Annotated in this window: 22 protein-coding genes; 10 read left to right on the forward strand and 12 right to left on the reverse strand. The window is 66.6% G+C overall.

Features of this window, described 5'->3' with window-relative positions:
* Window positions 1–231: 231 nt before the first annotated feature.
* From AB8808_RS20620 to AB8808_RS20640, 5 genes are read left to right on the forward strand one after another with little or no spacing between them, the layout of a single operon-like run.
* Entirely contained in the window at window positions 232–1,716 is a 1,485-nt protein-coding gene (locus AB8808_RS20620; RefSeq protein WP_369925553.1) for a glucoamylase family protein, read from the forward strand.
* 44 nt (window positions 1,717–1,760) lie between these two features.
* Window positions 1,761–3,002, forward strand: coding sequence for a sugar ABC transporter substrate-binding protein (locus tag AB8808_RS20625; protein ID WP_369931299.1), 1,242 nt, complete (start codon window positions 1,761–1,763; stop codon window positions 3,000–3,002).
* Window positions 2,999–3,877: a carbohydrate ABC transporter permease gene (locus AB8808_RS20630; protein ID WP_369925555.1), complete on the forward strand. Its 879-nt coding sequence runs from the start codon at window positions 2,999–3,001 to the stop codon at window positions 3,875–3,877. Before AB8808_RS20625 ends, AB8808_RS20630 begins: the two co-directional genes overlap by 4 nt.
* Window positions 3,874–4,695, forward strand: coding sequence for a carbohydrate ABC transporter permease (locus AB8808_RS20635; protein ID WP_036138768.1), 822 nt, complete (start codon window positions 3,874–3,876; stop codon window positions 4,693–4,695). Before AB8808_RS20630 ends, AB8808_RS20635 begins: the two co-directional genes overlap by 4 nt.
* A gap of 4 nt (window positions 4,696–4,699) precedes the next feature.
* Window positions 4,700–7,510 (forward strand): glycoside hydrolase family 15 protein, encoded by a 2,811-nt coding sequence (locus AB8808_RS20640; protein WP_369925558.1) that lies wholly within the window; start codon window positions 4,700–4,702, stop codon window positions 7,508–7,510.
* Here AB8808_RS20640 and AB8808_RS20645 read toward each other — a convergent pair.
* The 9 genes from AB8808_RS20645 to AB8808_RS20685 form a co-directional block, all read right to left on the reverse strand.
* Complete coding sequence (locus AB8808_RS20645; protein WP_369925560.1) at window positions 7,507–7,875, reverse strand: hypothetical protein; 369 nt, start codon at window positions 7,873–7,875, stop codon at window positions 7,507–7,509. The two genes, AB8808_RS20640 and AB8808_RS20645, sit on opposite strands and share 4 nt — an antisense overlap.
* Window positions 7,876–7,988: 113 nt before the next feature.
* A complete protein-coding gene (locus AB8808_RS20650) occupies window positions 7,989–8,819 on the reverse strand; it encodes a pirin family protein (RefSeq protein ID WP_369925562.1) in 831 nt (276 codons plus the stop codon).
* A 92-nt stretch (window positions 8,820–8,911) separates the two neighbouring features.
* Entirely contained in the window at window positions 8,912–9,583 is a 672-nt protein-coding gene (locus AB8808_RS20655; protein ID WP_036138760.1) for a YecA/YgfB family protein, read from the reverse strand.
* A complete protein-coding gene (gene xth / locus AB8808_RS20660; protein ID WP_369925564.1) occupies window positions 9,580–10,347 on the reverse strand; it encodes an exodeoxyribonuclease III in 768 nt (255 codons plus the stop codon). The genes AB8808_RS20655 and xth overlap by 4 nt, the downstream gene beginning before the upstream one ends.
* A 56-nt stretch (window positions 10,348–10,403) precedes the next feature.
* Entirely contained in the window at window positions 10,404–12,458 is a 2,055-nt protein-coding gene (locus AB8808_RS20665) for a M3 family metallopeptidase (RefSeq protein ID WP_369925566.1), read from the reverse strand.
* Window positions 12,459–12,550: 92 nt separating this feature from the next.
* Complete coding sequence (locus AB8808_RS20670) at window positions 12,551–13,084, reverse strand: gamma carbonic anhydrase family protein (protein WP_036138753.1); 534 nt, start codon at window positions 13,082–13,084, stop codon at window positions 12,551–12,553.
* A 37-nt stretch (window positions 13,085–13,121) separates the two neighbouring features.
* On the reverse strand, window positions 13,122–13,652 hold the full coding sequence (locus AB8808_RS20675; RefSeq protein WP_369925569.1) for an energy transducer TonB: 531 nt from the start codon (window positions 13,650–13,652) through the stop codon (window positions 13,122–13,124).
* A gap of 118 nt (window positions 13,653–13,770) precedes the next feature.
* Window positions 13,771–16,071, reverse strand: coding sequence for a TonB-dependent receptor (locus AB8808_RS20680; protein ID WP_369925571.1), 2,301 nt, complete (start codon window positions 16,069–16,071; stop codon window positions 13,771–13,773).
* Window positions 16,072–16,284: 213 nt separating this feature from the next.
* A complete protein-coding gene (locus AB8808_RS20685) occupies window positions 16,285–16,542 on the reverse strand; it encodes a YkgJ family cysteine cluster protein (RefSeq protein ID WP_506193236.1) in 258 nt (85 codons plus the stop codon).
* 215 nt (window positions 16,543–16,757) lie between these two features.
* Here AB8808_RS20685 and AB8808_RS20690 point away from each other — a divergent pair, with 215 nt between their 5' ends.
* Entirely contained in the window at window positions 16,758–18,257 is a 1,500-nt protein-coding gene (locus AB8808_RS20690) for a hypothetical protein (RefSeq protein ID WP_369925572.1), read from the forward strand.
* A 34-nt stretch (window positions 18,258–18,291) separates the two neighbouring features.
* Here the strand turns inward: AB8808_RS20690 and aroE are convergent, their stop codons facing one another.
* On the reverse strand, window positions 18,292–19,122 hold the full coding sequence (aroE, locus tag AB8808_RS20695; RefSeq protein WP_369925573.1) for a shikimate dehydrogenase: 831 nt from the start codon (window positions 19,120–19,122) through the stop codon (window positions 18,292–18,294).
* Window positions 19,123–19,199: 77 nt separating this feature from the next.
* Window positions 19,200–19,748, reverse strand: a complete 549-nt coding sequence (locus AB8808_RS20700) for a lipocalin family protein (RefSeq protein ID WP_369925574.1) — start codon at window positions 19,746–19,748, stop codon at window positions 19,200–19,202.
* Between the two features lie 108 nt (window positions 19,749–19,856).
* On the opposite strand from AB8808_RS20700, the gene AB8808_RS20705 reads away from it, so the two are divergent.
* Entirely contained in the window at window positions 19,857–20,075 is a 219-nt protein-coding gene (locus tag AB8808_RS20705) for a hypothetical protein (protein ID WP_036138742.1), read from the forward strand.
* 8 nt (window positions 20,076–20,083) lie between these two features.
* On the opposite strand, the gene AB8808_RS20710 is transcribed toward AB8808_RS20705, so the two are convergent.
* Complete coding sequence (locus AB8808_RS20710; RefSeq protein WP_369925576.1) at window positions 20,084–21,568, reverse strand: RimK family ATP-grasp domain-containing protein; 1,485 nt, start codon at window positions 21,566–21,568, stop codon at window positions 20,084–20,086.
* Window positions 21,569–21,807: 239 nt separating this feature from the next.
* Between AB8808_RS20710 and AB8808_RS20715 the strand changes: the two genes are divergently transcribed.
* Genes AB8808_RS20715 through dapF form a run of 3 tightly spaced genes read left to right on the forward strand, consistent with a single transcriptional unit; the run spans window position 21,808 to window position 23,379 of the window.
* On the forward strand, window positions 21,808–22,278 hold the full coding sequence (locus AB8808_RS20715) for a GNAT family N-acetyltransferase (protein ID WP_036138737.1): 471 nt from the start codon (window positions 21,808–21,810) through the stop codon (window positions 22,276–22,278).
* A 44-nt stretch (window positions 22,279–22,322) separates the two neighbouring features.
* On the forward strand, window positions 22,323–22,544 hold the full coding sequence (lptM, locus tag AB8808_RS20720; RefSeq protein ID WP_285403415.1) for an LPS translocon maturation chaperone LptM: 222 nt from the start codon (window positions 22,323–22,325) through the stop codon (window positions 22,542–22,544).
* Between the two features lie 7 nt (window positions 22,545–22,551).
* Entirely contained in the window at window positions 22,552–23,379 is an 828-nt protein-coding gene (gene dapF / locus AB8808_RS20725; protein WP_369925580.1) for a diaminopimelate epimerase, read from the forward strand.
* Window positions 23,380–23,414: the final 35 nt, after the last annotated feature.

The following is a 23,414-nucleotide window of genomic DNA, read 5'->3' on the forward strand; positions in this document are numbered from 1 at the left end:
CCACCCGGCGCATCCGGTTCGCCGGATGCGCCATACTTTGGCGCCCGCGAGTCTCCCCGCGGGCGCTTCTTTTATGGGAGACCCGGTCCTTCGGGACTTTTATTTTCCCTGTAGCCGTAAACGTTTACGCGCGCAAGCCAGGATCGCCTGCGCTCCCTCACGAGGAAGGCAACCACGACGACGACGGCCCCACCGTGCGTTCCGTGCCTCGCAAGCGCCAGGATTCACGTCATGCAAGTCAACACGATCAAGCGTCTTTCCCTCACCATGGGCGCCCTGCTCGCCTGCGCCGTCCCGCTGGCGATGGCACAGAAGGCACCGGCCATGACCAAGCACGCGCCATCCGTGGCAACCCTGAAAGACCTGCACCCCGTCCCCCCCATGATCGTCGACCTGGAAAAACGCACCTTCCAGTGGTTCTGGGACAGCGGCAATCCGGTCAACGGCCTGGTGCCGGACCACTACCCGACGCAGTCGTTCGCTTCCATCGCCTCGGTGGGCTTCGGCCTTACCGCCTATGGCGTGGGCGTGGAACGCGGCTACATCACGCGTGAGCAGGCGGTGGACCGCACGCTGGCCACGCTGCGGTTCTTCCGCGATGCGCCACAGAACGATTCCGAGGACGACGCCACCGGCTTCCACGGGTTCTTCTACCACTTCCTGGACATGCAGACCGGCAAGCGCGAGGCCCGCTGGGTCGAGGTGTCCACCGTGGATACCACGCTGCTGCTGGGCGGCGTGCTGTTCGCGCAGAGCTACTACGACCGTGACGATGCGAAGGAAAAGGAAATCCGCGACATCGCCGACCAGATCTATCGTCGCGTGGACTGGCCGTGGGCGCAGAACAACGCGCCGTTGATCAGCATGGGCTGGACACCCGGCGGCAAGATGATCCCGCACGACTGGGCGGGCTATAACGAAGGCATGCTGGTCTACATCCTGGCGCTGGGCTCACCCACCCACCCGGTCGGCGAGGACGCGTGGCAGGCCTGGACCAAGACCTACGACAAGACCTGGGGCGAGTTCCACGGGCAGACCTTCCTCAATTTCGCGCCGCTGTTCGGGCACCAGTACAGCCATACCTGGGTCGACTTCCGCGGCATCCGCGATGCGTGGGGCCGGGCGCACGACATGGACTACTTCGAGAACAGCCGCCGCGCCGCGTACTCGCAGCAGGCCTATGCGATCGCCAACCCCGGCGGCTGGAACGGCTACGGCAAGAACGTCTGGGGCCTGACCGCGAGCAACGGCCCCGGTGGCCTGATCGTCAAGCAGGGCGACCGCGAGCGCACCTACCAGGGCTACACGGCGCGCGGCGCCGGCCTGGACTACATCTCCGACGACGGCACCCTGGTGCCGACGGCCGCCGGCGGCTCCATCGCGTTCGCGCCGGAGATCGTCATACCGGCGCTGCAGGAAATGAAGAAGAAGTACGGCCAGAACATCTACACGAAGTACGGCTTCGTGGACGCGTTCAACCTCACCTTCGACACCCGCACGGAAGTGCGTACGGGCCGGATCATCCCGGGCTTCGGCTGGGCCGATACCGTGCACCTGGGCATCGACCAGGGCCCGATCGTGCTGATGATCGAGAACTACCGCAGCGACTTCGTGTGGAGCGTGATGAAGAAGAACCCGTACATCCGCAAGGGATTGCAGCGCGCGGGCTTCTCGGGCGGCTGGCTGGACGCCGAAACGGCCGCCGACCTGTGGTGAAGCGCGCGACCCGTTACCTGCGCCAAGCGGCGGCCTGCGTGGTGATGACCGCCGCGCTGCTGGCGTGCGCCAAGCCGCCGGCCGGCACGCGCACGCTGCAGTTCTGGACCATCGGGCGCGAAGGCGAAGCCGTGGCCAAGCTGCTGCCCGAGTTCGAGCGCGAGCATCCCGGGCTGCACGTGGAAGTGCAGCAGCTGCCGCTCACCGCCGCGCACCAGAAGCTGTTGACGGCGTATGCCGGCGACTCCACGCCCGATATCACCCAGGTGGGTAACACCTGGGTGCCGGAGATGGTGGCGCTGGAGGCGATCGAGCCACTGGATGCACGCGTCGCCATGTCGAAGGTGGTCGATCCGAAGGACTATTTCCCCGCGATCTGGTCCACCAACGTCATCGACGGCCACCTGTACGGCGTGCCCTGGTATGTGGACACGCGCCTGCTGTTCTACCGGAAAGACCTGCTGGCCAGGGTGGGCTACGACCACCCGCCACGCGACTGGGCCGAGTGGCAGGCGATGATGGTCAAGCTGGCTCAGCCGCGCGGCACCACCTACGGCGTGCTGCTGCCCACCAACGAGTTCGAGCAGCTGCTGGCGCTTGCCTTGCAGCAGGACGATCCGCTGCTGCGCGACGGCGGACGCTACGGCAATTTCCGCAGCCCGGGGTTCAGGAAGGCGCTGGCGTTCTACGTGTCGATCTTCAAGGACCAGCAGGCGCCGATGATGACCAACGTCGGCGTGGGTAATCCCTGGGCCGCGTTCGGCCAGGGTTTCTATGCGTTCTACCTGTCCGGCCCGTGGAACATCGGCGAGTTCCGCCACCGCCTGCCGCCGGAGCAGCAAGGCGACTGGGGTACGGTGGCGCTACCGGGGCCCAACGGTCCGGGCGCGTCCAACGCGGGTGGTTCCAGCCTGGTGATCTTCCGTCGCTCGCAACACAAGGACGATGCCTGGGCGTTGATCGAGTTCCTGTCGCGTCCGGCCATCCAGGAGCGGTTCTACCAGATCCTCGGCGACATGCCGCCGCGCCGCTCGTCGTGGGAGGCCCCGGCGCTGAAGGATGACGACAAGGCCACGGCTTTCCGCGACCAGCTGGACCGCGCCAAGCCGACCCCGCCCGTGGCGGAGTGGGAACGCATCGTCACCGAGATGCAGCTCGTCGCCGCGCAAGCCGCGCATGGCGACCTCACGGTGGACGAGGCCGCTGCCGAGATCGATCGCCGTGCCGACCGCCTCCTCGAAAAACGCCGCTGGATGCTCGACCACGGCCACAAGGCAAGCCCATGACTACGTCCCGCGCCGCCTGGCTGTTCATCGCACCCGCGATGATCGTCCTCGGATTGTTCTTCCTGCTGCCGGTGATCGCGGCGCTGGTGCTTTCGGTCACCGATTACGACCTCTACGCGCTGGCGGACATCCGCAACCTGCGCTTCGTCGCCCTGCAGAATTACTGGTCGCTGTTGCAGCGGCCGTTGTTCTGGTCGGCGCTGGGTCACACCGTGTATTTCGTGGTGGTAGGCGTACCGTTGTCGCTGATGGCCTCGCTGGGTTCGGCCATGCTGCTGAACTCGCCCATGGCGCGGTTCAAGCCGTTCTTCCGCACCGCGCTGTTCGCGCCCGTCGTCACGACCGTCGTGGCGGTGGCCGTGATCTGGCGCTACCTGTTCAACACCAAGTACGGCCTGATCAACTACGTGCTGGACAACCTGGGCGTGCCCACGGTGGACTGGCTGGGCGATCCGCACTGGGCCATGCCCACGATCATCCTGTTCGCGGTGTGGAAGAACTTCGGCTACAACATGATCATCTTCATGGCGGGGCTGCAGGCCATTCCGGGTGACCTGTACGAGGCTGCGCGCATCGACGGCGCCTCGGCCATGGCGCAGTTCCGCCACATCACCCTGCCGATGCTCAAGCCCACGATGGTGATGGTGAGCATCCTCACCGTGTCGGGCTACTTCCAGTTGTTCGCCGAACCGTATGTCATGACCGAAGGCGGCCCGCTGCAAAGCACCACCTCGGTGCTGTACCTGATGTACGAAGAAGGCTTCAAGTGGTGGAACCTCGGTTCCGCTTCCGCGGTGGCGTTCATCCTCTTCGTCATCATGTTCGCCGTCACCGCCGCCATGCTCCGGCTGTCGAAACAGGGAGAGCCCGCATGAGCCCGCGTATCGCCAAGGCCCTCATCAACGGACTGCTGATCGGCGCGGCCGGCATCGCGCTCGCGCCACTGCTTTACATGCTGTCGGTGTCGTTCATGACACCCGGCGAGGCCAGCGCCCTGCCGCCGCCCGTGCTGCCGACGCACTGGACGCTGGGCAACTACCGCCAGCTGTTCCTCAACGCAGGCATGGGCCGTTACCTGCTCAACAGCCTGCTGATCTCCACGGCGATCACCGTGGTCTCGCTGGCGTTCAACCTCATGGCCGGTTATGCCTTCGCCAAGCTGGAGTTCAAGGGGCGCCAGCGCCTCTTCCAGCTGCTGCTGGGCGCGCTGGTGATTCCCGCGCAGGTGGCCATGCTGCCGTTGTTCCTGCTGTTGAAGTACATGGGCCTGGTCAACACCTACGGTGCCGTGATCGTGCCCGCGCTGGCCACCATCTTCGGCATCTTCCTGGTCAGGCAGTACGCCAGCGGCATCCCGAACGACCTGATGGAAGCGGCGCGCATCGACGGCGCCGGCGAGTTCCGCATCTTCGCCACCATCGTCATGCCGCTGTTGAAACCGATCATGGTGACGCTGGCGATCTTCACCTTCCTGGCCGCGTGGAACGACTTCATGTGGCCGCTGATCGCGCTGACCGGGCAGGAGCACTACACGCTGCCCATCGCCCTGGCATCGCTGTCGCGCGAGCACGTGCAGGACAGCGAGCTGATGATGGCCGGCTCCGTCGTCACCATCCTGCCGGTACTGGTGCTGTTCCTCGCCTTGCAGCGTTATTACCTCGAAGGCCTGCTGATGGGCAGCGTCAAGGGATAGGACCATGTCACGCCTCGCCTCGCTTTCGCTGCTGCTGTCGGCGGCCGTCGTCACCCTGCCCGCGCAAGGCGAGGACACCCCCCGCCTGCTCGACGGTTTCGACACCACCGCCGGCTGGACCGCCACGCACACCGACGACGTCTCCGCCTCGCTGCGCACCGTGGCCGGCAAGACCGGGCAGGCGATCTGCCTGGATTACGATTTCAACGGCGTGTCCGGTGCGGCCTCGATCCGCAAGACGCTGCCTCTGGATTTCCCCACGGGTTTCGCGCTGGGCTTCGACGTGCGCGGCAGCATGCCGCCCAACACGCTGCAGCTGAAACTGATCGACGACAGCGGCGACAACGTGTGGTGGTTCCAGCAGCCCGGCTTCGTCCCGACCGATGCCTGGCAGTCCATGCAGGCGACCAGTCGCCAGGTCTCCTTCGCCTGGGGCCCGGTTGCGGACCGCACGCTGCGCCACACGCGCGAGGTGGAGTTCGTCGTCTACAAGGAGGCGCACGGCCAGGCCGCTATACCGGGTGCGCGCGACGCTATGCCGCCCACCGCGAACCGCGGCTCGGTGTGCTTCGACAACCTCACCCTGACCGCGCGGCCTCCCGAAGCCGTGCCCACGCCCGCAGCCACTGCCAATGCGGTGTTCGAGGAGCGCGCCAAACACGTGCGTCGCGGGCTCTACCCGCGCGGCTTTTCCGGCGAGCAGTCGTACTGGACGATCGTCGGTGTGGATGGCGGCAGCCGCGATTCCGCGCTGATCTCGGAGGACGGCGCGGTGGAGGTCACCCGCGGCGGCTTCTCCCTCGAACCGTTCCTGATCGATCGCGGCGCGCTGGTCACATGGGCCGACGTCAGCACCACGCAGTGGTTGCGCGACCGCTACCTGCCGCTGCCGTCCGTGCAGTGGACGAAGGGTGACCTCTCGCTCACCACCACCGCGTTCGCGCAGGGCGCCGCCGGCGCCTCGCAGCTGGTGGTCGGCTACCGCGTGAATAACGCGGGAGACACCGCGCGTGACGTCACGCTCGCCCTGGCCGCGCGTCCCTTCCAGGTCAATCCACCCACGCAGTTCCTCAATGCGCCGGGGGGCACCAGCCCGATCCATGACCTCGCCTGGGACGGCCATGCGCTGGTGGTGAACGGCACGCGCAAGGTCGTGCCCTTGCAGGCGACCACGAGCTTCGTCGCCAGCGGTAACACGCCAAAGACGCTCAGCGAACGACTCGATGCGGGCGAGCGCCCGACGACACGCTCGCTGCATGCCGACGACGGCTTCGGCCAGGGCGCCCTGCTATACGACGTGCACGTGCCGGCCCACGGCCATGTCGATCTGGGCCTGGTGATTCCCGTCAAGCAGGACGACGACATCCCGCTGCCGGCGGATGCCGGCCACTGGCTGGCCAGCCATGCCGATGCCGTGGCGGCGTTGTGGCGCGACAAGCTGGACCGTGTCGCGATACGCGTGCCGACGCAGGCCCAGCCGCTGGTCGACACGATGCGCAGCGGTGTCGCGCAGATCCTCATCTCGCGTGACGGCTCCGCGTTGCAGCCGGGTACCCGCTCGTATTCGCGCACCTGGGTGCGCGATGGCGCGATGATGCTGGAGGGCCTGCTGCGTACCGGCCACGAGGACGTCGCCGGCGAGTTCATCCGCTGGTATGCACCGCACCAGTTCACCAACGGCAAGGTGCCCTGCTGCGTCGACGCGCGCGGGTCGGATCCTGTACCCGAGAACGACAGCCAGGGCGAACTGATCTTCAGCGTGGCTGAGCTGTGGCGCTACACGCACGATCGCGCCACGCTGGAAAGCCTGTGGCCGTACGTGGTGCGCGCCGTCGATTACATGGAAACGCTACGCGCTGGCGAGCGTCAGGCCGGGCGTTTGCAGGGCCCCGACCGTGCTCTGTACGGCCTGATGCCGGCGTCGATCAGCCACGAAGGCTATTCGACCAAGCCGATGCATTCGTACTGGGACGATTTCTGGGCGCTCAAGGGCTACGACGATGCGGTGGCACTGGCCGGCGTGCTCGGGCAGACCGATCGGCAGACGGCGTTCCGTGCCTCGCGCGACCAGTTCCGCGACGACCTGCATGCGTCCATCGTCGCGGCGGTCCGCGAGAAAGGCATCGACTTCATTCCGGGATCGGCCGAACTGGGCGACTTCGACGCCACATCCACCACCATTGCCCTGTCGCCGGGTGGCGAGCAGGCGCGGTTGCCCAAGGCCCTGGTGGACGCCACGTTCGAGAAATACTGGCGGGCCTTCGTGGCGCGACGCGACGGCAGCGTGGCCTGGAAGGACTACACGCCCTACGAACTGCGCACGATCGCCAGCTTCGTCCGCCTCGGCTGGCGGAATCGCGTGGGCGACCTGATCGCCTTCTTCTTCGCCGACCGGCGACCGCAGGCCTGGAACCAGTGGGCTGAAGTGGTCGGGCGGGACCCCCGCGAGCCGCGCTTCGTCGGCGACATGCCGCACGCGTGGATCGCCTCGGACTATGTCCGTTCCGCGCTCGACCTGTTCGCCTACGATCGCCCATCCGACGAGTCGATGGTGCTCGCGGCGGGGGTGCAGCCGGCGTGGCTGGCCGGCGACGGCATCGCGCTACGCGACCTGCGCACGCCGTACGGACGTCTCGGCTATACGTTGAAGGCCACCGGCGGAACGGCCACGCTGACGCTGACCCAACCGATAGACCCTCCCGGCGGCCTGGTGCTCTCGTTGCCTTCGGGCGAGGTGAAGCTGCGGCGGGGCGTCACGACGTATACCGTGCCGATGGAAGCCACCGGCACGGCCACGAAGCCGCCGCGCTCCTAGTGCGTGGCGACGCGGGTGCGCAGCAGGGCATCCACCGCCTGCTGCCACTCGAGTGACCCGGGCGCCGACTGCGGCGCCTCCTGGCCCAGCTTCGCGTTCACGGCCTGGTTCCAGGCAGGCGTATCTGGCCGCGGGCCGTGACCGTCGTCGCTGACCGCCAGGGTCTTGTCCACCCAGGCGTACCACCCGGGCGAGCCCAGCGCGGGGTTCGCCGGCGCATTCTTACCAGGGGCCGGTGTGGCATCGGCAGCGGCCGACGACGCCGCAGGCGGCGCAGTGGCGGAGGCCGCGTCAGGCGACGAGGGTGAACAGGCGGCGATGATGAGCGCCGCGGTAATCGGTACGACCGTGAGCAAAAAGCGCATGGGCAATGAATTCCTCGCGAATGCGTAGGGTGCCGATGCTAGCGATGGCATCCGGTCTGAAGGCTAAACGGCCCGGGGAACTTCACCGGGCCGTTCAGTTTCAGCCGGTGCGATCAGAATTTCCCTGCACGGAAATCGGCGATGGCCTCGTGGATCTGCGCCTGGGTGTTCATGACGAACGGGCCGTAGCGCGCCACCGGTTCGCGCAGGGGACGCCCTGCCACGACCAGCACACGGGCGGCCTCGACGGCGGCAAGGCTCAGGGCTTCGCCTTCCGTGAGCACCGCCAGTTCGCTGCGTGCCAGCGACTCGCCGGCCACCCGGGCGGCGGTGCCGTCGAACACATAGGCGAACGCGCTGTGCCCGGCGGGCAGGCCCAGGTCGTAGTGCGCACCGGCAGCCAACGCGATGTCCAGGTACACCGGCTGCGTGGCGATACCCGCCACGGGGCCGCTGACACCTTCCAGCTCACCGGCAATCACGCGTACGGTCACGCCGGGCGCCGGCTGTACCACCGGGATGTCGCCCGGCGGGATGTCCTGGTAGCGCGGTGCGGTCATCTTGTCGGCGGCCGGCAGGTTCACCCACAGCTGGAAGCCCCACATCAGCCCGGCCTCCTGCTGCGGCATTTCCGAATGGACCAGGCCGCTGCCCGCGGTCATCCACTGGACGCTGCCCGGACCCAGGTCGCCGCGATTGCCCTGGTTGTCGCCGTGTTGCATGCGCCCGGCGAGCATGTAGGTCACGGTTTCGAAGCCGCGATGGGGATGATCGGGAAAGCCTTCGATGTAGTCGCCAGCCTGGTCGGAACGGAATTCATCCAGCAGCAGGAACGGGTCCAGCATGTCCAGCGCCGGCTGGCCGATCACACGCTTGAGCTTCACGCCGGCGCCGTCGGCGGTATCCATGCCGCGAACGCGGCGCGCGATAGTTCGTTGGGTCATGACGGTACTCCGGTGTCGATGCCCACCAAGATGCCGGTTGTCGGGCACCAGACCAAGCCTCGTGGGGCGAACGATCCGTTTCGCCCGCGTCGTCAGTGCACCCAGTGGCCGGAGCGCTGCCGGGGTGGGCCGTCCTCGGCTTCGCTGCGCGGGCGCGTCATCGCCTTGAGCTCGTCTTCCGTGGGGCCGTTGGTACGCCAGTATTCACCGACCGCGTTTAGCACCTCGGGCAGCTGGCCCAGGCACTCGTCGTATTCCTCGTCGGTGAGTTTCTCGAACTCCGCGTCGGCCTGCAGCACACCCTCGTCCACTGCCAGCGCCATGATGGGGCCGAGCAGCTGCATCAGGGTGGGATCTTCGGCCAGCCGGGTTTCCCACAGCTGCGCGCGCATATCGATGCCGCGGCTGAAGCCCTCGCACCAGCCGCCCGCCGACAGCATGGGGCCTTCGTCGGTGTCGATCTCGCCGAGGATCGGCTCGTAGGCGTCGACGTCCAGTTCCGCGCTGATGGAGTCGTTGAGTTGGGCAAGCAGCGCCAGCACGGCGTTGCCTTCGTCTTCGTCCTCGAAGGCGTCGTGCAGCACCTCGTGCAGCCATTCTTCCGGCTTCACCTCGAGCGGCCCGATGGCGATGGCCGAAAGCAGGCCATGCACGCCGTCGAGCATCAGGTCGCCGTCGTTACCGTGGGCACGCAGGTAGATGTCGAGTTTTTCGAGTTCCGCGTCGTCCAGCGAACGCGGCCATTCGGATTTGGGGGTATTCAAAGCTGCAGCTCCAGCACGACGGGCGCATGGTCGGATGGTTGTTCCCACTTCCGCGGCGCCTTGTCGACGATCGACGAGGTGGCCAGGGATTTCAGCGCATCGCTGATCAAGATGAGGTCGATCCGCAGGCCCATGTTGCGGCGGAAGGCCGCTTGCCGGTAGTCCCACCAGCTGAAAAGACCGGCGTCCTCGTTGAAGAGACGGAAGCTGTCATGCAGACCGATATCGAACAGGGCCTGCAGGGCGGCGCGTTCCGGCGGCGAGCAGAAGATGTCCTCGCCCCAGGCGACCGGGTCGTACACGTCGCGGTCGTCCCGGCAGATGTTGAAGTCGCCCAGGACCACCAGTTTCTCGTGGCGGGCACGCTCGCCTTCGAGGAAGTCGCGAACCCGCGCCAGCCATTCGAGCTTGTAGGTGTATTTTTCGTCGCCCAGCGCCTTGCCGTTCACCACGTACAGATCGACCACGCGGATATCGCCGACCGTGGCGGCCAGGATGCGGCGCTGCGGATCGTCCAGGCCCGGGATATCGGTGACGACATCGGCCAGTTCGCCCCGTGCGAGGAGGGCGACGCCGTTATAGGTTTTCTGCCCGGAGAACACCGAGCGATAGCCCATCGCGGCGATCTCGTCGACGGGGAATTTATCGTCGGTGAGCTTGGTTTCCTGCAGCGCGACGATATCCGGCTGCACCTCGGCCAGCCATTGCTGGAGGTGGGGCAGGCGAACCTTGAGCGAATTGACGTTCCACGAAGCGATCTTCATGGCGCCATTGTAAAGGAAAGCCGCGCGGCGCCATGACGCCGCGCGGGGCCGTGCGATCAGGCCAGGCCGTAGCTGCGAAGCAGGGCGTCCGGCCGCGGCTCGCGACCACGGAAGGCCACGAAGGAGTCCAGGGCCGGCCGCGTGGAGCCGACCGCCAGCACTTCCTTCCGGAAGCGCTCGCCCGTGGCCCGGTCCAGCACGCCGGCCTGTTCGAACGGTTCGAACGGTTCGAACGCATCCGCGGAAAGCACCTCGGCCCACAGGTAGCTGTAGTAGCCGGCCGAATAGCCGCCCGCGAAGACATGGGTGAACGCGTGCGGAAAACGCTGCCATGCCGGCGGATGCAGCACGGCCACTTCATGGCGCACTTTCTCCAGGACGTCCAGGGGACGCGCGCCCACCGCCGGGTCGTAATCCCGGTGCAACAGGAAGTCGAACAGGCCGAATTCCAGCTGGCGGACGAGGAAGAGGCCGGCATGGAAATGCCGCGCATCGAGCATCCGCTGGTACAGATCGTCCGGCAGCGGCTCGCCGGTCTGGTAATGCCGGGCGAACTCGCGCAGGGCGTTGCGATCCCAGGCGAAATTCTCCATGAACTGGCTGGGCAGCTCCACGGCATCCCATTCCACGCCCTCGATGCCGCTGATCGAGGGAATATCCACCTCGGTCAACATGTGGTGCAGCCCGTGGCCGAATTCGTGGAACAGCGTGAGCACGTCGTCGTGGGTGAGCAGGGCCGGCGCGCCGTCGGTGGGCGGCGGGAAGTTGCAGGTGAGGTACGCCACCGGCAGTTGCAGTTCGTCACCGTCGCGGAAGCGCGACACGGCCACGTCCATCCAGGCACCGCCGCGCTTGCCCGAGCGGGCGTACATGTCGAGGTAGGCCCCGGCGAACACGCTGCCGTCGGCGTTCACCAGGTCGTAGTACTTCACGTCCTTGTTCCAGGTGTCGATGTCGTCGCGCGGCACGAAGCGCACGCCATAAAGGCGCTCCACCACCATGAACAGGCCGTCGATGGCGGCCGAGGCCGGGAAATACGGTTTGATCTGTTCCTCGTCCAGCGCATAGCGCTGCTGGCGCAGGCGTTCGGCCGCGAAACCCACGTCCCAGGGTTCGAGGTTGTCGATCTTCAGTTCGTCGGCGGCGAAGCGGCGCAGTTCTTCCAGTTCCTTCTTCGCCACCGGCCTGGCACGGGCCGCGAGGTCGCGCAGGAAGGTCAACACCGCGTCGGTCGAAGTGGCCATCTTGGTCGCCAGCGACTCTTCGGCCGCATTGGCGAAGCCGAGCAGTTGCGCGGCCTCGTGCCGCAGCGCGACGATTTTTTCGATGCGCGCGGAGTTGTCGAACTTGCCCTTGTCCGGGCCCTGGTCGGACGCGCGGGTCTGGTAGGCGTAGTAGACCGCCTCGCGCAGGTCGCGGTTCTCCGCGTAGGTGAGCACCGCCTGGACGCTGGGTTGCTTGAGCGTGACCAGATAGCCGTCGAGCTTTTCCTCGCGGGCGTATTCACGCAACACGGCGCGTCCGGAAGCGGGGATGCCGGCCAAGTCGCGCTCGTCGGTGATGTGCTTGTGCCAGGCCTCGGACGCATCCAGCACGGCGTTGGAGAACTCGGTGGTGAGGCGGGAAAGCTCCACGCCGATCTCGCGGAAACGCGTGCGCGCCGGTTCTTCCAGCGCCACGCCGGACAGGCGGAAGTCGCGCAGGGCGTGCTCGACCGCCGCACGCGCGGCGACGGGCAGGCCGGCGAAATCCGGCCGGTCGGCCACGGCCTGCACGGCGGCGTAGAGGTCGCGGTTCTGGCCCACTTCCATGCCGTGTTCGGTGAGTTTCTCTTCCGCGGCGCCGTGCGCCTTGCGCAGGGCCTCCGAGTCGGCCACCGAGTGCAGGTGGCTTACCGGCGACCAGGCCCGCGACATGGCCTGGTCCAGGCGTTCCTGGGCCAGGATCACGTGCTCGAAGTCGCGCGGCGCGCCGGCCGCGGCGATGGCATCGATGGCGGCGCGCTCGGCGGCGATGAGGCTGTCGATGGCGGGCTCGACGTGCTCGGGACGAATGGCCGAGAACGTCGGCAGGGCCTGCGGGTCCAACAGCGGATTGGTGCGGGTATCCATGGGTTCATCTCCTCTCAGGCGCCCAGCGTGGAGCCCGCGCGGAGGCAAATCAAGCGGCAACACGTGGGGCCCGCCCCGGCATTCAGGGGCGATCAGGCCAGGTAGTCGTCCTTGAGGCGCACGTAATTGGCCGCCGAGTAATACAACTGCTCTACCTGCCGATCGCTCAGCACGCGCACCAGCTTGCCGGGATTGCCCAGCCAGAGCTCGCGCTCGCCGACCACCTTGCCGGGCGGAATGACCGTGCCCGCGCCGACGAAGCCGTGTTTCTTCACCACGGCACCATCGAGCACGGTGGCGTGCATGCCGATCAGGCAGGCGTCCTCGATAGTGCAGGCGTGGATCACCGCGCCATGGCCGATGGTGACGTCCTCGCCGATGAGGGTCGGGAAACCGCCCGGGCTGTACGGACCATCGTGGGTGACGTGGATGATGGCGCCGTCCTGGAGGTTGCTGCGGGCGCCGATACGGATATGGTGCACATCGCCGCGAGCCACCGCGCCCGGCCACACCGAGACATCGTCGGCGAGCTCGACATCGCCGATGACGGTGGACGCCGGGTCGACATACACGCGGGCGCCGAGGCGGGGAAGGATGCCCTTGAAGGGCCGGATCGGATTCGACATGGCGCGATTCTAACCCCGCGCCCTGTCCGCGGCGCGGTCAGCCGTTACGGCGCCGCATCTGCTCGGCCCGCGCCTCGTCCTCGGCGGTGACCACCTGCTGCTGGGCATCGAGCTTGGCCCCCAGGATGATCAGCGTGTAGTTGGTCGGGTCGTAATCGCGCAGCAGGGCGATCTCGCGACGGGCGTCCTGCAGTTCCCGACGGTTGATCTGCCGCTCGATTTCCTGGGAGGCGAACGGCAGCGTTTCGCGCAACGCGTCCTGGGCGGTGGCGTTGTTGGCGTCCAGCTGCAGCACGCTGAGGTAGTACTCGTAGGCGTTGTTGCCTTCGGGAGCGATCAGCCGGCCGTCACGCGTGGCATCGCGCGCCAGCCCGAGCAGAATGGTCACGCCTGAAGCGTCGGCGCCCGCGGTGGGGGCGGGCGTCGCGATATCGTCAAGGCTGGGGGTGGACATGGCATGCGACCGCTGCTGCATGATGAACACCAAGGTACCCGCGACCGCCGCGACTGCGATGGCGAGGGTAAGGATCGCGCGGCGGGGCACCGCGGCGATGGATAGCTTAGACATGGGGATATCCGGGGGAGGACCGCCCGCAACCAGGCCGTCCCCCTGTCGGACGGCCCCCGCGGGCGGGCCATGGTGCCGCCGGACTGTTGCAATACCGCGACGGCAGGTCGCGGCTATCTCAGAAACGCGCGTCGAGGTTGACGAAATACTGCCGCGGCGCGCTCGCCATCAAGGTCTGGTTGTAACCCTGCGCGTCGTACGCCTGGTAACCGTTGGTGCCCGTCGACGCGAAGTAGTGCTTGTTGAACAGGTTGGTCACGTTGGCCCCGATGCTCAGCGCCTTGAACACCGACACGACGCCGAAGTCGTAGGCGATGCCGGCGTTGGCTACCCAGTAGGAAGGCACCGAGGAATCGTTGGTGTAGGTGATGTAGCGACGGCCCGTGTACTTGGCCTCGAGGTTGGCGCGCCAGCCCGAGAACGCGTAGTTGATCGAGCTGGAGAACATGGTCTTCGGCACACCGACCACGTACTTGTCGGCGGTGGGGACCGTGCCGGAGCTCTGGTAGTCGTCCTGGTACTTCGAGTCGTTGTACGAGAGCGAGTTGAGCCAGCTGAGGCCGTCTACCGGCTTCCACAGGAAGGCGAGATCCGCGCCCTTGCTCTTCACGTCACCCACGTTGTTGAGCGAGGAGGCGCAGGTGACCACGGCCGGGCACGGCGTGGTCACGAGCAGGCGGTTCGCGAAGCGCGTGTAGAACACGCCCACCGACGCCTCGAAGGTGTCGCCATGGGCGCGATAGCCGGCCTGCCAGGTCTGCGACTCCTCGGGCTTCAGCTGGCTCTTGGCCGCATCGAACGACGCCTGCGAGGTACCGAACGGCGTGAACCCGTAGGCCGCGATGTTCTTCGCATACGAGCCGTAGACGTCCTGGTTGGCGTCGAGCTTGTAGTCGATACCGGCCTGCGGGAGGAAGCCCTTGCTCGCCTTCATCTGGCCCTGCGCGAAGGCGCTGGTCGGCACCAGTGAGGTCGCATCCGTAGTTACGCTCAGCGACTTCGCACCGAAGTTGATGGTGAGCGCGTCGTCCAGCAGGTGGACGGTATCCTCCGCGTAGCCCATGCGGGTGCGGGTTTCATAATGCTGAAGGAACCCGCGCAGGAACGGCGCCTGGTCGTTGTAGAACGTATACAGCGCCGTGTACGGGCCGGTCAGCGTGAAGAAGTTGCGCTCCTGGTTGGTGTTGGCGTCCTCGCCCCACACGCCCACTTCCAGATCGTGGTTGCCCAGCGTGAACTTCAGCGCCGAGGTCACGCCGTAGCGGTCCAGGCCATAGTCCGTGGTACGCATGGACAGCGGCACGGTGGGCGACGAGGCCTGGTACGGCGTGGCCCACTGACCCTCGCCGCGGTCGGCGTGGTAGTAGCCCGTGGTGTCGAGCGTGGCGCCACCGAGGTTGAACGAACCCGACAAGCCGGCCAGCGTGTCCCGACGGATGCCGCCGCCCGCATAGTACGTGGCGTCGCCCTTGTCGTAGTCGGCCGGCAGGCCGTTCAGCGAGGCGGGGTACGCGCCCTTGCCGTTCAGCGCATTGGCGATGCCCACGGCCGTGTTCCAGTCCGGCTGCGAGTAGTCGAAGTCCCAGCCCAGCACCTTCTGGCTGGTGAGGGACAGGTCCATGTAGTCGTATTCCTTACGCTTGCTGCTGTCCACGAACAGGCTGACGCGGTTGCCGTCACCCCACTGGTACAGCGCCTTCAGGTTCGCCTGGTTGGATTTCTGGTCGCCGTAGCCCTTCCACTTGTCGGTATCGGCATGGTCGAACGACACGTACATCGAGAAACCGCCGTGGTCGCCGCTGTCCGCGCGCACGAAGGTGCGCTTTGTGGCGTCGGAACCGATCACCTGGTTGAAGCGCACGCCCGGGGTCATGTCCGGATCGGCCGAATAGAACTGCACCGTGCCGCCGAGGTTGGTGCTGGACGCGGTACCAAGCGCGCCGGCGCCCTGCGCCAGTTCCACGGTGGCGAGGTTGTCCGAGGTGATCGCACGGGTCACCTGTAACCCATTGCTGACGCCATAGCTCATCGTGCCCAGTGGGATGCCGTCCAGCGTGAAGCCCAGGCGCGACTGGTCGAAGCCGTGCAGCGTGATCTGCGTGGACCACTCGTACGCACCCCACGGGTCGGCCGACTGGAACTGCACGCCCGGCAACTTGTCCAGCGCTTTCAACGCGCTGCTACCCGGCGTCTGCTGACGAAGGATCTCCTCCGTGCCGATGCTCTGCACCTGGCGGGTTTCACCAGGAGCGATCACGGAGACGGCGTCCAGTTGCTTCGCATCCTTGCTGGTGGTGGCGACATCCGCGGCCGGAGCCGCCTTGTCGTCATCGGCGGCCTGGGCCAGGCCGGCATGCAGGGACAGGGCCAGCGCCGTGGCGAGAGCGGTACGGCGAAGCGAGGCACGTGCGAACGACATCGGGTCGATCCCCTTCAGGAGTAAACCCGTGAGACTCACGGTTGCGCATGTACGCCGCTTTACCCGCAGATGACGGCTGGTTGACGACGTAACATCGCAATATCCTGCACCCACATCCCGCCGACACCAGCCAGATCGCACCGATCCCCGTAGGAGCGGACGATGTCCGCGATCAACCCTCGGCAGCCCGGTAGGAGCGGACGATGTCCGCGATCAACGCGTAGCGGCCTCGAGCTCCCCCAGCCACCGCAACGCATGCTGCCGATCACCACCACACATCGACACCTCCGCCCGCAACCCACCACACACCTTCGGCCTCTCCGGCCGCCCGAAGATCGCGCACAGGTTGTCCTCGGTCAGCTGGATGCAACGCACGCCGGCCGGCTTGCCGTGAGGCATGCCGGGAATGGGCGAGCTGATGGAGGGCGCGATGCAACAGGCACCGCAGCCCAGGCGACAGTGGATCGACATCCAGGCAGGCAAACGTGGCGAGTGGACAGGCATGGTACGCAATGCGGCCGCCAGGCACACGGGCGACCGCAGGCCAAGGCACCGGGGCTTAGCGGGCACGAGACCGTCCTGTAAATTCGGCAATCCGTGCGCCAACCTTTCCCGGGCCGGTCATGTCTGTCCTAGATTAGTTGCTGGACACAGCATGGCCCGATCCGGGCAAAGGGAAGGGGACCATGGATTTCCGCTCGTTCACGGGTGCGCTCAACCCGACCCAAATGCCGCAGGCGCGGAGTCTGAGTCAGGCACACGACTTCATCCAGCAGATGCAGCCCTTCGTCATCCGGCCGCAAGGATCGTTGTTCGGCGTCTACGAAGGCACCACCACGCATGCCATGCCCAGTCAGGGCATGACATGGACCCAGCACGTGGCGAAGACGCCGCTCCGTACCTTGAGCACCAAGTACGTCGAGCTGTTCGCGACCATGGATTCCGTGAACCAGCTGACCCGCGCCAACAAGGCGCTGGTGTCGGGTACGGGGCTCTCGCCTTCGACGCTCGCTGAGAAGGCGGCAAGCACGGCAGCCAGCTTGTTTCGTATCAACGAGACGACAACGGCCTTTGGCGGCGAGGCGATCGACCACCCCTCGCACGACGTGGGCGCTGGCATGATGGCCGAGGTGCTCGGGCGCAAGTGGGCGGCCAGGAGCAGGCAGACCACGCTGGATACGAGCCATCTGCACACCAGGCTCAAGCGGAAGTATCCGCAACTCGACTCTGTCGAGAAGATGCGCAAACACGGAGTTACAACGGTACTTCAGCAAGTGGAGAAGTCGCGACGGCTCGCTGCGCGCAAGGCAGGTCTACGCGCGACCAACAAGGGCGTGGCGGACGTCGAGGGCTACGTGAAACGCAAGTTCGACAAGCACGGCCTGGGACCAGTCCCCGATGGCGTGAAGCTGCCGACGCCCGACACCTCGTTCAGGGGCGGCTTCCATCCGGAGGAAACGGTGCGGGTGAAAAAGCTGAAGACCCTCCAGTCGGCGACGTGGGAATCCCAGCCCTTCGTGATTCGTCCGGGAGGCAGCACGGCGCGCACGTACGAAACCCGCACCTCGCAGATAGCGCCGACGAAGGGTACGAGCTGGGAGCAGTACATAGCCACCCCCTCGGGTGACATGAGCACCACGTACAAGAACCTCTTTCCACGGCTGGACGGCGCCTCCGACCTCGGGCGAGCGAACAAGGCCTTAGTCAAAGGAGGCAGCGATTCGCTCAGTCCCACCCCGGGAAAGAATACGTGGCGTGGTAAGACCTATAGCGATCAGGCGCAAGTCACGGCAAGCCTGCTCCGCTTCAACGAAACGACGACCGCCTTCGGAAAGGAGGCGCTCAACGTGCCGACGCACGACGTGGGGACAGGCATCATGGCAGAGGCCATGGCGCGCAAGTGGCAAGCCAAGCAGGAAAACACGGCGTTGGACATGAGGGGGCTAGGTGCCCACCTCACGTCTCTGTTCCCGCAGATGGACACCGTGGAGAAGCTGCGTAAGCAGGGTGGACACGCACTCGTCGGGCAGATTGCCACGTCGCGCATGAGCGCAGCCGTGGCAGCCGCCCTCCGCGGTCAGGCCAAGGGCAAGTCCGATCTGGGCGAATACGTGCAGCGCAAGTTCAACAAACATGGCCTGGGCCAGTTGCCCGCCGGCTGGGCGGCCAAAGCGAAGGGGCAGTAAGCCTCGGGCACGAAAGACGCTGCGACGTCCCCGTTCAGAAGCGCTGGCGAAGCGCCTCGTACACCGGATCGGTATCCGGCCGCTGCCCATGCCAGCGTTCGAACGCGTCGGCGGCCTGTTCGACTAGCATGCCAAGACCATCGCAGAAATAGTGCGTACCGGCGGCGGTAGCCCAGCCCTTGAAGCTGGCCGAGGCCGTGCCGTAGCACAGGTCGTAGCAGGTGGCGTGATCTTGCAGGATCGACATCGGCAGGTCGAAGCTGCCGCCGGTGACGCCGATGGACGTCGCATTGACCACGAGATCGAAGCACTCGCCGTCCAGGCCATCCCAGTAGCGCGTATGGCATCGCGCCGGTTCGCCGATGGCATCGGCCAGCGCGTCGGCTCGCTCCGGCGTGCGGTTGACGATGGTCAGCGTCTTCACGCCGGCATCGAGCAGGGCCCAGGCCACCGCCTTAGCCGCGCCGCCGGCACCCAGGAGGAGGGCGTCGTGACCGCGCAGGTCGAGCGAATGGCGTTCGGTGATGTCGCGCACGAAACCGCTGCCGTCGGTGTTGTGCGCCTGGACCCGGCCGCCGACCAGCGAGGTGAGCGTATTGGCCGCGCCGACACGCGAGGCATCCTCCGTATGTTCCTGGGCCAGGGCGAAAGCGGCTTCCTTGTGCGGCAGGGTGATATTGGCACCCAGGCCACCGTCGTCGAAGAAACGGCGCACGGCGTCCGCGAACCCGGACGGCGCCGCATCGATGGTTTCATAGCCCAGCCGGATACCCAGTTGCTCGGCGAAAGCCACATGGATCTGCGGGGACAGCGAATGCGCGATCGGCTGACCGAACACGGCGTAACGATGCGCTTCAGCGCTCATGGAGGCTCCTGGGCTCTCGATCCGGACTCACGCGTCCGTGGGGGCGCAGTCTAGCAACCGTTACCGGTCAGCAACCGTCACTGGAATCCCGGCTTGCCGACATCCTCGGCGCGCTGGGGCACCTTGCGCATCTGCTCCACCGGAAAACCCTGCTGGCGTGCCTGGTCGATCAGCCGCTGATAGGCACCCTCTTCCAGCGTCCTGTCCTTGGACATGATCCACAGCAGCTTGCGCGAGGGCAGGCCGACCATGGTCACGCGGTACTCCGGATCCAGCGCGAGGATGATGTAGTCGGAGCGGAAGGGCCACAGCAGCTGCACCTTCCAGCGGGCCGTGTCCTTGGGATCGGGCAGCCAGGCCTTGCCGTTCCAGGTCTTCTCCGGTTTATCGAAGCCCTTCCGGTAATGGTAGATGTTCTCGATGGTGCCATCGGGCTTCAGGCGGTATTCGTCCGCCGTGGCGACCTTGCCCTTCTCGAACATGTTCGGGATGGCGCCGATCACGTGCCAGGTGCCCATGTAGCGCGGCAGGTCGACGTGGTCCACCGCCTTGAGCGGTGCGTCGGCCGCGCACGAAGCCGTGGCCATGCCGGCCGCCATGAGTAACGCCATCGGGATTCTGTTCATGGGTCCAGCTTCCGCCCGAGGGGATCAAAAGCGGGTCAACGCGTCGCGGCCTGTGAGACGGGCGGCACCTAGCCTGTCCATCGACACCTCGTCCCCCGGAAGCCCGCCATGAACGACACGCTCTCGCCCCGCCGTATCCGTGCACTGATCGCCATGGCCTGGATGGGCCTGGGCGCCCTGGTCTTGCTGGTCACGCCGTTGTCCGGGCACAGCGACACGCTGGGCTGGACGCCTGCGTTCTGGCTGCTGCTGGCACCGGCCAGCGTGCTGGTGGCGATGAAACCGGGCCTGCCGCTGCAACTGCTGGCGTCGCTGTTCCGTCGGTGACCCGAGGGTCAGGCGTGGATGCCCAGCCGCTTGCGCTCCAGGCGGCGGAGGAACTCCTGCATGATCCGCAGGTAGAGGTCTTCACCCAGGTAGGCGTCCTCTACCCCCGCGTCGATCGACGGGTTGTCGTTGACCTCGATCACCACCGGGCGGTCGCCGACCTGTTTCAGGTCCACCCCGTATAGGCCATCACCGATGGTCTGCGTCGCCTTGAGCGCCAGCTTGACGACTTCGGGGGGCGCCTCGCGCACGGGCACGGTGCGGAAGCCACCGGACTTGGCCGTGCCTTTCGCGCCGTGGTTGTAGATCTGCCAGTGGCCGCGTGACATGAAGTACTGGCAGGCGTACAGCGCCTCGTGGTTGAGCACGCCGATACGCCAGTCGTACTCCGTGTAGAGGTATTCCTGCGCGATCAGCAGCGCGCTGTGCGAGAACAGTTCGCCGGCGGCCTTCTGCAACGCCTCGCGCGTTTCCACCTTCACCACGCCGCGGGAGAACGACCCATCGGGAATCTTCAGCACGATGGGCAGCCCGAGCCGATCGGGCAGTTCACGCAGGCGCCGCGGGTCGTCGCGGTAGATGATCTCGGTGATCGGCGTGGCCAGCTTGCGCGCCACCATCAGGTCGTTCAGGAAGATCTTGTTCGTGCAGCGCAGGATGGATGTCGGGTCGTCCATCACCACCATGCCTTCCTTCTCGGCACGGTGGGCGAAACGATAGGTGTGGTTGTCGCTGGCGGTGGTCTCACGGATGAACAGGCCGTCGTACTCAGCCAGTCGCTGGTAGTCGTTCCTGCCGATCGGGTCCACTTCGATACCGAGGTGCTTGCCCGCCTCGATGAACTGCTTCAGCGCCTTCTTGTTGGACGGCGGCATCGCTTCGTCGGGGTCCACCAGCATCGCGATGTCGTAACGGTAGCGACGTCGCGCGCGCGGCTTGCGCCACAGCTTCTTCGAGAACTTGTCCAGCGCTTGGGCAAACGCGTCTTCCTGCGCGTCGTCCAGCGTATGCAGGCCCACCGGCTTGATCGCCGCCACCTGCCACATGCGCTCGCGATGGAACTCGATGCGCATCAACGGGCAGGGGAATATCTCGAACAGTTGCCTCGCAAGATCCTGCAGGTCCGGGTAGGCCGTCTCGCCGAAGTACACCAGCACGCCGAAGTCGGTGGTGTCGCGTCCGCCGGCGGGCAGGAAATTGGCCAGCTTCTGGTTGAGGTCGTCGATGTCCAGGCCGTAGAGCGAGCGGCGACGAAGATCGTTCACCGTGCGCACCGACGGAATGACCTTGTGCCCGCGCGCTTCGGCGAGCAGCGATACGTAATAGCCCGTGCCCAGGTACTTGTAGCTGCGGCACAGGTTGATGACGTGGGCGCGCTCGTCGTCGCTGCCGATCGGCTCGCGCAGGTAGTCCATGGCGCTGACGACGTTCGCGGACGGATAGTACGAGCCCCAGTCGGAGGCTTTTTCCACGACGATGACGAGCCGGCTCATGTGACCTCGATGGACGGCGAAGGCTTCGTACAGGCTCCACCGGGAGCCGCGCGTTTCACCGGTGGCGCAGTGTGTGCCGCGGTGCCGCCCCGCACAAGCGGGGCACGCGCGTTCCTATGATCGAATTCATGAAAAAGTCATTGATCCGCCGCAGCCCGAGGTCTACAGTGCCGCGCTTGCCGTATCCCCGCACGGCCGCAAGCCGTTCCCCTTCCTCCAGCGCCGGAGTCCCCAAGCGCATGCGTCCACCCCCGGTTACCGCCGCGGTGCGCGTTCGACGCGCCGAGGTCAGCGATCTCGACGATCTCGTCGCACTCGAGGCATCCAGTTTCGCGCAGGACCGGCTGAGCCGTGCCCAGTACCGCAAGCACCTGGACTCGCAGACTGCGCTGGTGCTGGTAGCCAGTGCCAACCATCGGCGTTTCCTGGGAACCGCCGTGGTGTTCTTCCGCAAGGCCACCACGGTGGCACGTCTGTATTCGCTGGCGACCACGCCACAGGCGCGGGGCAAGGGCGTGGGGTCGGCGCTGATCCACGCCGCCGAAGACACCGCACGCTCACGCGGCTGCCGGGTGCTGCGGCTGGAAGTCCGCACGGACAACACCGTGGCCATCGACCTGTACGAGCACCTCGGCTACGAACGGATCGGGGCGTACACGGCCTACTATGCCGACGGCACGGACGCGCTGCGCTTCGAAAAGGCGCTTTGACCGGGCCGGGGCTATACTGGCCGCCGTTTCCGGGAAAGAAGCCCATGCGCCGACTGATCCTGCCCGTCGCCTTCGCCGCCACGCTCGCCGCCGGCCTGTCCGGCTGTGGCCAGAAGGGCAACCTCTATTTCCCGCCACCGCCCGCGCCCGCCGGGGCGGTGACGCCGCAAGCCGGTGCGCAGCCCGCCCATGCGACCACCACCGCCGGGTCGCCGGCACCGGCCAGCACGGCACGCACACCGTTCAACTCCTCCGTCCAGCCGTAATCCCGCCATGCCGTCGCGCTTCACCAAGATGCATGGGATCGGCAACGATTTCGTGATCGTCGACTGGCGCGAGGATGCGGGACGCGTGCCCGCGCCCTCCCGCATCGCCGCCCTGGCCGATCGCCACACCGGCATCGGCTTCGACCAGCTGATCAGCATCGAGCCACCGCGCGACGCGTCCTGCGCGTTCTACTACGGCATATGGAATGCCGACGGCAGCCCGTCCGGCCAGTGCGGCAACGGCGTGCGCTGCGTCGCCGCGTGGCTCTACCGCGACGGGGCGATCGAGCGCGACACGGATATCCGGCTGGAAAGCCCGTCGGGCCCGGTTACGGTGCGCGTGCTGGCGACAGGGCATGTTCGCGTCGACATGGGCGAGCCGGACTTCCTGCCCGCCGCCGTGCCGCTCGACCGTCCCGCGCAGGCCACCTATACGCTGGCCCTGGACGGTGAGGACGTCAGCTTCGCCGCCGTGTCCATGGGCAACCCCCATGCCGTGGTGTTCGTCGACGATGTCGACGATCCCCGTGTCGATCGCCTCGGTCCGCGACTGACCACCCATGCCGTGTTCACCGAGGGCGCCAACATCGGCTTTGCCCAGCGTTCGGGACCGGGGCGCATCCGGCTGCGTGTGCACGAGCGTGGCAGCGGCTGGACCCGGGCCTGTGGCACCGGCGCCTGTGCCGCCGCCGCCGCGGCGCACGCGCTCGGCTTGGCCGGGCCCGTCGTCGAAGTGGAGCTGCCCGGCGGCTCGCTCACCATCGAGTGGCAAGGCCCCGGCCATACGCTGTGGATGACCGGCCCCGCCGCCTTCGTCTTCGAAGGCGAGGTGTGACGCCCGCGCCATAACGCGGCACACTGCTTCCATTC

This window comes from Xanthomonas sp. NCPPB 2632, assembly GCF_041228075.2.
In the GTDB taxonomy this organism is placed as follows: domain Bacteria; phylum Pseudomonadota; class Gammaproteobacteria; order Xanthomonadales; family Rhodanobacteraceae; genus Luteibacter.